An 11,775-nucleotide genomic window follows, 5' to 3' on the forward strand; every position below is an offset into this window, starting at 1 on the left:
ATAGAAGAATGAGCCTGCCGGCGCTGACCGCAGCGACCGCCGGACAGTTGGGCTTGGCGCCCACGACCGACAAGATCCGCCGCTGGTTGGCGAACGACACGGCTGTGGACCCGCATGCCGTTCCCGTACTCGCCCGTGCGGTTGGTGTCCATCCGTTGGAGATGCTCGCGGCGTTCGGGCTGGTCGACGATTCGGTCGCCGGCATGGCGGGACGCCTTGCGGTGATCGAGCGGCAGGTCCGCAAACAACGAGCCTTGCTGCAGAGCCAACATTGTGAGGCCGGTGGAGCGCTGTTCGCGGAGATGGCGCTGCGGCATGGGAGCTGGGCCGTGACAGTTGTGCCGCACTGGCGTGGTCGGCTCTGCCGCTATCATGTCGGTGACTACGTTCTGTTGGAACGTAGGGACGGCATCGCCACCCGGGCCGACGCGGAGCGGGTGTTCGCCGAGGCATTCGAACGAACCGGCGCGACATGGGACGACGTCCCGTTCGCCACGGAGCCCGCACCACGATGGCCAGCGGGTCGGCTTTTCGTGCCGCGGCTCGCCGCGCCACGCACGGCGGAACAGCACAAGGCCGATCTCCCGGGGGTCCACAGCGTGGTCGTCACAGGGCCGAAATGGGCCGGAATGTACACGGTCGCGGCGCTGGTAGGCGCCGCGCTCGGTTGGGGACTCGACAGCTTCGCCCTGCTGGCTCGTTCGTTGTCCAGCGGAGGACGGCTCGACGGGCGGCTGGCCGACGAGTTGATGCGGGACGCGCTGGCCCGGCCGGACGGCAATCCGTATCAGGTGTGGGCCCACGTGCTCACCCAGGAGCCCACACCCATGACGCCGGCCGCTCGACTGCTGGGCTCGCCACCCGAGGACGTCCGGGTCGTGCTTCTTGTTCCCGATGCCGATATGCTCGGCGTCGTCGCGGACCTCGGCGGAAAGCCCTGTGCGCAGGTGCGGACTTTCACGGCCGGATGGAGATCCCTGCTGCCTGAAGGACCGCGGATCTGGCAGGTTCCCGTACCCGCTCCGGTCGGCCGTGACGGGACGCCGCTGACGCCCACCGAAACCGAATTCCTCGATGCCTATCACGATACGTCGGTGACCGCAGCGCTGCGGATACTCGCGATGCTGGCCGAGCCCCGCCGACTGGCCGATATCGTTCCGGCGCGGGCAAAGGGCAACGCATTTGCCGCACTGGCTGCGACCTATTCGGCCGCTGCGCAGGACTGCCCCACCGGCTCGGACCTCTCCTCGAACATCCGGACCTCCCTGAGTAGCCGGTCGAGTTCCTTCGTCAAGAAGTCTCGATCCATTAACGCCAACGATGGGTAACGATCGGCGAGTGCTTCTGTTAACTCGGTGTCCGCCTCGTCCAACAGTTTAGCGACGCAAGCGGGTTTCGGAACTCTGATTGACTTGGCCTTCTTGCCCCGCGTGGCTTTGTCGACGAAAGAATGGGAGAGCGGATGACTGTTGCGAAGTTTGCGTAGATCGCTGGACGGTCCTTCCGCCATTCGGAGCGCATGCCAGGGCGCAAGGTAGTACCAGCGATTGTCGACGGGCTCTGTGTGCGGGACAGGCGGGTCTGTTTGCGGCACCCAGCCCTCCCACTGAGTGAGCCCGAACCGACCCAGTTGGGCAACCGTCACTTCTTCCGCTTTTTTCGGCATGCGGAACGTGTGGTCGAGCATGGCGAGGGCGAGATAGGCGGCGTCCCATGGGTGGGAGTCGACGATTCGCAGACACAGCTCGAGCCGTGCGCGGGCGAGTTTCACTTCGGCTACGGAAGTCTGATCATCCGTGCCTGGCGGCAGGACGCCGAAGGCGTTGCGCTGAAGCTCGTTGACCTCGACAGCGAGAGCTTGAAGCTTGCGGGAGCCACGCTGGAGCAGATGCCCGGCCAGCGTGATGTCGAGTCTGGTCAGCGCTTCGGCAGCCAGACAGGCGAGGGCTCTGTCAAGGCCCAGGACGGCGAACGGTCTGGTGTCCTCCGCCGTAACACGTGTCGTCTCGATGATGAGTCCGTCAGGGCCATGGTCACCCTCCGCTACCAGCAGCGTCAGTGGTACCGCTGCGTGCAGCGACCAATCGATCCCTGCGAGGATCGCTGCCACCATCAGCGCCTTGCGTCCGATCGGCAACAGTACGGCGACCTCGTCCGCTACCACCGCACGCGGTTCTGCCAACAGTGCGTCAAACAGCTGAACGCGGCACGTCTCGACATTGTCCGGTCGCAGCTTGGGGTCGGTGACCGTCACCGGAATTCGTTCCACGCCTTCGCGGGTGGCCGTCACCCTGGCCATGTCGGTGACGAACTCGAACGAAAGCACCTGCCCGGCGCCGAGTGCCTCGGAGATACGGTCGAGTAGGAACTGATCGTCGATCTTACCCTGGTCGGGTGTGGCGGACCGGCTCAACGCCCGTAGCACGACGACTGTCCGTTCGGCCGGCGGCGGGGGTGCGACCGGCCAGTCCGGGAAGGCTTGGAGAACGGGGTGCTCGTCGCGTTGCGCGCTCGCCCGTTCGTCCTGCATGAGGCGGATGACGCGTGGGGGCGTGGCCGGTTGGTGCATACCGTGGCTGAGCCCCACGACCTTGTTACGCCACTCCTCGACCTCCGGATCATCTGGATCGGTCAGTGGACGGACCAACCGGCCGTGTTTTGCCAGGGCGAGCCAGGTGCGGGCGGCGGCACCGTCGGTGATCTCCCCGCGGGCAAGTCCTTCGGCGAACGCGGCCTGTACCGCCTCAGCCAGGATCGCCTGAACAACGTCCGTCACTTTCCAGGCGTCGTTTTCCTTCGGCTGATCGGCGAGCAGCGTGTCTACATCAACGCGTTGCCGGCGGGCCAGAAAGTCCCAGCCGGCGTCACCCGGGGACAGCGGTGGTGGCACCTCCAACGGCGGATCACTGCTGGCGAGCGGCTCGTAGTAACGGTGCCGCACCAGCCATCGTGCTGGCGCCGTATTCAGCCCACACGGAACCAGCGGAATCCGGAGCCCGGCTCCGTTCGCCGCCCACAATGTCAGGTCGTGGCCCCGCAGCAGCAGCTCGAACATCACCCCAAGCAGAGCACTCGTCGCACCGCCGCCGAGCGGCAGTTCCCATCGGGTCGCCTCGCCGACGGCGTTGGCCGCGTCGTCAACGAAATCGGTCAACCACTTTCTGGCGTCCGCGACGCTGGGAAGTGGAATCATTGCGATGGTGGTTGCCGGCATTCGTTGCTGGACGAAGGGGAGGATTACTTCGGCCAGATCCTGGGTTGCGGGCGGCACTCTCGGATCATCGTGTCGATCAGTCGCGATGAGGATCATCCTGTCGACCGGAGGATCTTCCAACGTGCCAATCTTCCGTAGAAACCAGGCGATCGGTGTACCAGCGAGCTCATCAGCGAGAGCGGAGGGCTCAAGGCCGGTGAGTTCTGTAATCCGCGTGGCTGTCTCGGCGGGTGTCGGCTCGTGCATGCCGAGGTCGGAGGCTCCGACGACGTGCACAGCGATACGGTTCACTTCCTGCCTTTCGTTGCGGCGGTCATCTTCTTGGTCGGCACGGCGATGGGTGTCCCTGTACGCGTGCGGTCCTCCCACAGCCCTGGTGCCGTCGTGTACCGATGGCGCTGCCGCCGGATAGGGTGCCCGTCGACGAGCTCGACGGCGCTGAACGGGACAGTTGCACGCGGTTTGGCAGCCAGCGGCCCCGCGATGTACCGCTGATACCGGCGCGGGTCTTCCTCACGCAGCACACTGACAACACGGGCGACCCACCTGGCCATGTCCGGGAGCGCCAGCCCGTGGCGTTCCGCCCACACCTGCAACGGCCAGCCGGGTTCGCCGGTGGCCGAGCCATCACTGCCGAGCCAGGTGAGGAGGTGCACAAGCAGCTCTCGATCCGCCGGGTCGGGGAACAACCGATTCGCCCAGTCGGCGCCGCTGACCCGCTCCGGCCGTTGAGGTAACCCGAGATTCCTACGCCGATAGCGGTGCATTTCTCCCAACACCGCTGCGGCGGTACGTGCGGCGTACAGGTACAGCGCAGCTTCCTGCGGCGTCCGATGGCGGTCGTCGTCAGAGAGCAGACTGCGGGCAGGTGAACGTTCCAGCCAACCGGCCGCCGTGATCTTCTCCACGACGCCTGCCAGCACATCGACGGCATCGTCGAAACAGCCGAGATCGCAGCAGGCGAGCACCGTCCGCCGTGGGTCGGGGCCTGCCGCCGTGCCCCGCGTAGCCGGGCAGGGACGACCGCCATGCCACAGCGACGCCCGCGCCATCGTGGCGTTCACCGCACTGGTGCAGGTCACGAACACCTGCTCAACCCAGCTCGGCTCGGTGGCCCCACAGCGATGCCCAGGCGTCCGTGGCGTGTTCTCACCACTGACTCGGTCCGGATTTGGATCGGTTTCCATCGCTTCCATGCCGCTGAGCCTGGTAGCCGACCAGCCGCCCCAGGAGGGCACGATCTGCTGAGTTCCTTCGTCGCCACAGCAGGACCTGCCTCCTCACCCGGCAGACACCCGCTCGGAAATTTTTCTACCTAGATCATGACTGACTCCGAAGGCGCCACCGCTGAGCCACAGCACGCAGTCGTCCCTCCTCACGCTCGAGGTTTTCGAAGTCCTGACCCTGCCGGTCTCCTTGACAGCGATAGGTCACCTGCGAATCCTTACAGCTCGGATCCGCGACAAATTCGAGACCCGAGGTTATAGCGAGAGTCCTCGTGTCGAAGCGGAAGTTGCGGTCATGTCGACCGATTTTCATCTTTTTTTCCGTCGTTCCTTCGATTTTGATGCTTCGTTTCCATCCATCCTTCGGAACCCAGAGAATCTGAACCGAGCGAAAGCCGTCAAGTTTTGCCAATGTTTCTTCAACGTAACGGTTGGCGGTTTCTATCTGGCCCTTTATCGATTTCCCGTTTCGCTTTCTATCCGGGCAGCCGGTGAGGATCTCGAGTGTGCGCTCTTTCTTTTTTGGATAGCCTTGAGCGGCTGCCATGCTGCGCCAAAGTGAATCGGCGGATTCGAGGTAGTGGACCGCAAATTGGTCCACTATGACGATTTCTGTCGCTGCTTCCACGAGTGGTCGGAAGTAGATGTTCCAAAGCTCACTACTCGATATCCCGCCGGGTCCGTAGTAGCTGCTATTTCTCTGGTCAAAGAAATTGATCTTGTGTGGAGTAATGCCCCGATAGCTAGACACGCTGATTCCACTATCTGGATCCTCCTCGCCCGCAGATGCAGCGTTGAACCCAAACTCGTCGGCGAGCTCGGATCGGACGAGAAGATGGTCGATTGCGTCTTTCCAATGAATAAGGTCTCCCCTTGTGCGAATATCCATCGCGTCATGATTGGGAAGTGGTTGTGACGGAAAGAAGAAATGATATTTTTCGCCCGAACGCGATACGATCGGATCCCAATATACCGCGATTTTCGACGGTAGTTTGTTGATGAGGTGGCGGTACCTTTGACGCTCATAATCGTTACGACATACAATCCGAGCATGTCGGCTTAGATGTCCGGTTAGCGTTCGGTGAACAGCGTGCCGACTGTAGTCGTCCTGGCCAAAGTTGTCTGAGAATAGATCCGCTGAGATCGCTACACGGCTCAACATGGCTGCGGCGCTGGTTCTACAGCACGTATTCTGGCTTCCGGAAATATGTCACCGGTGCCCGGAGACAGCTGGCCTTCGGCGAGCCACCGGGACCCTCGTGGGAACGCGGAATCGTCTATCTCAGCTGGTGTGATCGTAATTACTTGGACGTCTTCCTCGTAAACATAGCCAGATTCAACCAGCGCCTGGATGCGTAGTAAAATATTTTCGCTGTGAGTTTCGATAAGCAGCTGTTGTTTTTTTGTTGCGAACTCTATCAGTTCATCCGCCAGCTCAACTTGGAGATCTGGATTTAGATGGGTCTCCGGCTGCTCGATTATTAGCGGCCGGCTGGTAGCTCGATTGCACTCGGCGAGTATCGGCAGGAGATGGTTGAAGCCGTATCCGACGTCACTCAGTTTCGACTCGACTCCATTTCGGATGAGTCCCACGTCCGCCAAGGGAATAGTGGATCGATAATTTATGACCTGAGCTTCGTCGCCGTCTAAAAATTCCGGCAGCCCGTATTTCCAGACTCGGATTCGATACGGGATCCGAAGTCTATCCAGCGACTCGTTGGTCCGGAGGACCACCGCGTCGCCCTCACTTTGTCCTGCAAGGAAGTTGAGTAGATTTCCGCCGTCGTGGCCCACGCCGTCCGTCGCGTAATTGAGACGGACAGGGCTCGAGCTCGGTGCAGCTCGACTAGGCCCTAGATAACGTAGCCCTCCGAGCGCATTGTCTAAACCCTTATAGAAATTTTCCGCGTAGGTCATCCAAGCTGGAATGATCTCTTTGGTGTGTTGCTGGTCGGTGTCGGAACCGTCCAACCTTTGAAGGCTGGAGGTAAGCGTTGTCGTGTTTGTGCCCTGAAATGCGATAATATGACCGAAGCGAATTCCGGTCAGGGAAACAAGCGGGCGGTTTCTGGAAAAAAATTCGGTCCTGTCGCGGAAAACCTCGTTCTTGGCGGTATGATAGAGCTCTTTAAGGAAGGGTTCGATCGACTGCTCGGCAACCACCAGCACCGGGCCTATGCCAAGGTGTTCTTCCAACGATTTGTCGCGTTCGAGCAGGATGGGCTTGGCATCAGGCATGTCGGGCTGATGCTCGATGATCCGGATGTCCAAGAGCTCTGCGCTGGATCCGTCGAATCCACAAACGATGGAGTACTCGCTGTCGTTGGTGCTCCGCCAGCTGACTCCGATCGAGATCACTCGGTCAGTCTCATGGCGGTAGACCACGTCGGTCGCTGTTCCCAGGGACACCAGGGGCCCGTTCAAGACCAGTCTTTGACCAGCTTGTTCCGGTGCCTGCGAAAGGGTCTGAGACAAAACGAGTAGAGCTTGTAAAAGTGTTGATTTACCTGCGGAGTTATGTCCGTAAATCAGCGAGAGCGCGGATAGGGGAACATGAAAGTAACCGGTACCTCCGCGAGGTGTTCCGTAGCATTTAAAATTAGCAATGTGAAGTGCTGTGAGTAGAGGTCGATCGAGGGATGAATGGGAATCTGGAGCTGGCTCCTCGGGTATATCCAAATGATTGCTCATATCGATGCTTGCGTTGTCGGTTGGATTGTTCATCGCGCTTGACCATTCTTATCGGGGGCCGGGTATACCCGCATCGGGTCGCCGTCTGCGGGCGGGAGGCTTTCGGCCCGCACGAAGCTGTTGGAGCGTTCCTGCTCGTTCTGTACGAACCAGGCATAGGCCTGGCCGCGCGGGTCGGGCGGGACGGGAACCGATCTGTCTATGGCGGCGGGCCGGACCCGCGGATAGTGCACCGGGGTGGACGCATCGCCGAGCGCCGCTGTGAGGAAGGCGGCGAGGTGCGGGCGTCCGGGCCACATGTCGGAGGCCTTCTCGAACACGGCGATGAGCGTGTTGACGTCCGCAGCGGTGCCAGGGAGCTGGTCGCCGAACGAGGCGTAGTAGTCGGCGATGGCGGCGCCCGTACGCAGTTCGGTCGTCTCGGTGTCGAGATCCAACCGGACGCTGCCGAAGCCGAGAGGTTTACCGAGCCCGAATCGGTGATAATGCTCCGCCGGCAGCTGTAGCAGCCACAGCAGAGCGCCGAGCTCCACCTCGGTCAGGTTGATCACGTCCAAGGTGAATCGGAATGTGGTACCGGGTCTGACCCAGCCACGGACCGAACGGTTCTGGTTGTCACGCTGTTCGTCGTCACCGGTGGCAAACGCGCGGTTGTCGGCGGTGAGTTCCTTGCCCGGGCTCTCTTTCGCCGGGCGCCGGTACTCCTGATAGTGCCCTTTGTCATCCAACGTCTGGGTTCGGTCCTCGGTCGGATTCTTCCAGTAGTCGCCAGCCAATCCGGCATGGTGTGGGTACGTCTTGCGGCCACGCAAAGATCGGCCGGGAACGTACCAGTCCCGTCGCGGGGTGCGTGGCGGCAGCGGCATCGGGTACTGCGACGTTCCTGCCGCCGCGTAGAAGCGGCCTTGCTGGGGTTTTGGCTGGCCGAGGATCGCCAGTGGAAGACCGTCCGCGCCGAAATCCGTAACCGTGTCCCCAACGGCATCGCGGCCTACGTCCACCGTGACCGGTCCCACCCGCAGTTGTCCGCGGTATGCACCGTGGCCGTCCGGATTGACCCAGCCGAATACCCGGTCCGCGGGGGACAACTCGTCGCGGGTCGACGCCGGGCGGAGCGACGGGTGAAGAAGATCCTTGGGTGATGCGGAAAAGAGCTCCCGGGCGATCATCACCGGGTACAGGGCGTCGACGTTCCCCCGCGAGTCGAGGAGGGCGTAACAGAGGTCGCCGGGGCGAAGCTTTTCCGCTCCCTCCTCGTACAGGTGGCGACTCCATGCCGTTTGTCCCGGTTTCGGGCCGAGCCATTTCTGCGGTGGGGCGAACTTCTCGCTGCCGCCCCGGGGCGCGCTGCGTGGCCCGGGACCCCGGTCGGTGCTCACGTTCGGCCGCTCCCAGACGTCGGCATGCCGGTGAGCGTTGCGGTAGTCGTTGACGAGCGCTGTCCACGCCTTCTTCGTCGTGTCCGCCAGCTCCCGGGTGTGCGAATCGCCGAAGAAGACCCGCTCGTCATGTTTGCGGCTGAAGTTGCGGTTGTTCACACAGACCCAGCCCAAGGCCTCCCGTGTGTCGGAGAGCGGCTCGTGCACGGTGAACCGGTCACGCCACACCGGGTCGGCGACCTTCATCTCAGCCGGGAACGGCTCGCCGGCCCGAGCGATCGCCACCACCTGCCAGTAGCGGAAGTCGGCGACGTGGTCCTGCCGGCGCTTGTCCCAGCGGTAGTGCTGGATCAGCCGCAGCCGGACCCTGACCTCGTCCCGGTGCTCCGGCTCCGACTGGTCGCCGTACAGCACAGGCCGCCGGGATCCCGACCCGTACCGCGGTAGCCAGGCCGCGTACATCACGGTCTGCGGGGACGAGCGCTGGCCGAGCGGCGCGGTACCGGTCAACAGGTCGACGGTGACGGCGTCCCGGCCGACACGCGCCGGTACGAGCGCGAGACCTGCACTGGCGGGCGGCCGATATCCCAGCGGTTCGTCATGGCCGGTGAAGACACCGAGCCGGGAGTTGGTCGCCGCCTCGTAGGCCGCCCGCAACATTCCCTTGACCGCCGTCGGCGGGATGTGTGGCCGGCCGTCCCGCAGCAGTACCGAGTACGTTGTGTGACCCCGGTCGTCCGGCTTCGCCGGCGCGGTGTCCAGCAGCAGCAGCGGTGTGACGGTCGTCAGCGTCACACCGATCCGCCCGCTCCAGCGGTCCGCTTCCCACACGTCGTGGCCAGCGGGTGGGGCGTCTCCGAGAGGTCCCGCACCGTCGCGTGCCAGCGCCGGCACGAACGTGTACGGGTTCCGGAACAGGTCCACGGCGTTGACCGCCGGCCGGGCGGATCCCTGAGCGGACGGTGGGCCGGTCGGGCGGGTCCAGCCGGAACGCTGTCCGTCCCCATGCCGGCTCCCTGGCCTGCGCGGGGGAACGCTGCGCTGACTTGCGCCCGCTTCATTCGATGCGCGGGTGGCAGGCTCTTGCTGCGGGGTCCGCCGGCCGGTGTCGGAGGACGCGGCGGGCTGGGCCGACCGCGTGGAAGGGGGACGGCTCGGCAGCGGGCTGCCTGCCCGGCGGACGCCTCTAACCTGGCCCTTCACCCATTCGTAGTCGACGCTGAGCCCGTCGAGTTCGGCGGGGGCAAGCGCGCCCAGGTCGTCGACCAGGGCCTTGCCCGGTTGCGGGATCCTGCGTCGGTCCGGCCCGTCGACGATCACGAGCCGGCCGCCGTCGGCTCCCGAGGGCTGCCAGTGCAGACGTCCGCTGCGGGTGTGGGTGCTGCTGGCGGCGCCGCTGCTGTGATCAGAGCTGCGAGCCTCACTCATCGATCTGCCCCTCCTCGATGGCGATCAGTCGTTCGTCGAGCACGTAGGAGTTGCCGTGGTCGGGTTCTACCGCGATGTATTCGCGTGCCCGCAGCCGCAGCCTGCGTCCTCGCGGGGGTACCGCCGGTACCCGCAGCGTGCCGATCCGTGCCGCCGACAGCGATACCCAGCCCGCCGGGTTGTCCCCGTCGACCACCTCACCCCACAGCAGGTAGTGCAGATCCACCGTCCGCAGATCCTTCCATTCCTGGCCGCCGGTCACCCGTTCGCCGAGCAGCACGCCCTGGCCGCTGTCACCGCGCCGTACCCACCGCAGTTCCACGTCCGGAGTGAAGGCGCGAGCTTCATAGACCCGGCCGAGGTCCACCTCACCCCCCGGCATACCGCCGTCTGGCGCGCTACACCTACCGTCATCACTAATGGTGGCAATGGTGTAGGCGTCGGGTGACGACAGCAGGGCGATGCCACCTGCCAACTCCGTCACCTGGACGAGCATGCCGGGCAGCGGTCCGCGCAGCGACCGTGACCCGAGCCGTGTTGATCCGCCCATGTGTCCGCTCATGCCGCTGCCTGTTCTTTCCACAGCGCTGTCCACGTGTCCCGCAGCAGCTCTCCAGCCGGTGACGCGAGGTACTCGTCGAGATCCAACGTGCCGTCAGGGGTGTCCACGGTGACGGTCGCGGTGATGTCCCCGAAACCACGGGTAGTGCCTTGGCCGATCGGTAGCCGGTGGTCACGCAGATCGCGTAACACGAGCATCAGCAGCGCCAGGGACAGGTTCGCGTCGTCGCCCAGCCGCGCGATGTCGACGGTCAGCCGGATCGGTTCCCAGCCGATCTGCCACGGCTCCAGGATGGTGAACAACAGTTTGTCGGCCGCGCCGCCGGTCCACCGGTCGATGGCGACATGGTCCGCCTGGCTGAACCCGTGCGACGACAGCCACTGCCGGTGGCTTTGGCTGTTCTGCCCAGAATGATTGGGTTTTTTGGCGGGGCTGTCCTGCGCTGGAAGGCCGCGGTCCGCGATCCTCGCGTCGAGGTCGGGTTCCGTGGCCATTTTCCGCCACAGGTCGCCATCCAGCGGCTGGGACGAGCGACAGTCGGCGACGGCGACCGCGCCCACGCCATAGGAGAACTGTCTGCTGGGTGCGCCTATCGGCTTGTCCGGGGTGTCGGGGCGCTCGTCCTGCTCGTCGGGGAGTTCTTTGATACCCCTGGCCGGGTCGACGGGAATCTCCAGGATCGAGCGGTGGACGTCCCGCTGTGCGGCGGGCGGCGCCGCACCGAACAGCGCCTTTGCCAGGTGCAGCTGATCGAGTTGGGCGCGGAACGCGGTCGCGTCGGTTATTGGGTCGCCGACGGGCCGCGGCGCCCGGCGCTGTTCCAGCGTGCGCAGGATCCGCTCGGCGTGGCTGCGCAGCGCCCCTTTCAGGCTGGATCCGGGCAGTACCAGGCGTACCGTGTCGGTGCCGTCCGCACCCGTCAGCGGCAGTGTGTCGACGGCGACACCAGCCCGATCAGCACGCACCATCACCGGAGCGTCCGGTGTCCAGTCGATGGTGACGGCCAAGCGGGGGTGCAGATCAAGGCCAGGTTCGCCGCGCGGTTCGTCCAGTTCGTCCAGTTCGTCCAGACCGGGACGACCCGGTTGGCCGCGCAGCAGCGCGATCAGACCGGTGGCGTTGCTGAGATCGTGTTCTTCGAGCTCGACGTTGTGCGCTAGCTGGACGTGGCCGAGCCCACGGGTTACGGCAGCGCCGAGCCGCACCTCGCCATGACCGAGAGCGTCCAGCAACGCCGCCAAGCGGGCGCGGTCACGGAGCCAGCCGACGTCGGCC

General features: G+C 64.2%; 7 protein-coding genes. All 7 read right to left on the bottom strand.

Features of this window, described 5'->3' with window-relative positions:
- Nucleotides 1–1,201: 1,201 nt before the first annotated feature.
- Nucleotides 1,202–3,505, bottom strand: a complete 2,304-nt coding sequence (locus MJ783_RS14815; protein WP_239311025.1) for a hypothetical protein — start codon at nucleotides 3,503–3,505, stop codon at nucleotides 1,202–1,204.
- Nucleotides 3,502–4,296 carry a hypothetical protein gene (locus MJ783_RS14820; RefSeq protein WP_239311026.1) on the bottom strand — a complete coding sequence of 265 codons (795 nt, stop codon included), beginning with the start codon at nucleotides 4,294–4,296 and terminating at the stop codon, nucleotides 3,502–3,504. The genes MJ783_RS14815 and MJ783_RS14820 overlap by 4 nt, the downstream gene beginning before the upstream one ends.
- A 238-nt stretch (nucleotides 4,297–4,534) precedes the next feature.
- Nucleotides 4,535–5,329 (bottom strand): hypothetical protein, encoded by a 795-nt coding sequence (locus MJ783_RS14825; RefSeq protein WP_239311027.1) that lies wholly within the window; start codon nucleotides 5,327–5,329, stop codon nucleotides 4,535–4,537.
- A gap of 266 nt (nucleotides 5,330–5,595) precedes the next feature.
- Nucleotides 5,596–7,164, bottom strand: a complete 1,569-nt coding sequence (locus MJ783_RS14830; protein ID WP_239311028.1) for an AAA family ATPase — start codon at nucleotides 7,162–7,164, stop codon at nucleotides 5,596–5,598.
- The gene (locus MJ783_RS14835) at nucleotides 7,161–9,938 is read right to left on the bottom strand and encodes a TIGR03986 family CRISPR-associated RAMP protein (protein ID WP_239311029.1); all 2,778 of its coding nucleotides are present in this window, start codon (nucleotides 9,936–9,938) and stop codon (nucleotides 7,161–7,163) included. The genes MJ783_RS14830 and MJ783_RS14835 overlap by 4 nt, the downstream gene beginning before the upstream one ends.
- Complete coding sequence (csx19, locus tag MJ783_RS14840) at nucleotides 9,931–10,488, bottom strand: CRISPR-associated protein Csx19 (RefSeq protein WP_239311030.1); 558 nt, start codon at nucleotides 10,486–10,488, stop codon at nucleotides 9,931–9,933. Before csx19 ends, MJ783_RS14835 begins: the two co-directional genes overlap by 8 nt.
- Nucleotides 10,489–10,496: 8 nt before the next feature.
- Nucleotides 10,497–11,775, bottom strand: a 1,279-nt coding sequence (locus MJ783_RS14845; protein WP_239311031.1) for an RAMP superfamily CRISPR-associated protein, incomplete at its 5' end; no start/stop codon positions are given.

This window comes from Protofrankia sp. Cj3 (assembly GCF_917627355.1).
GTDB lineage: Bacteria > Actinomycetota > Actinomycetes > Frankiales > Frankiaceae > Protofrankia.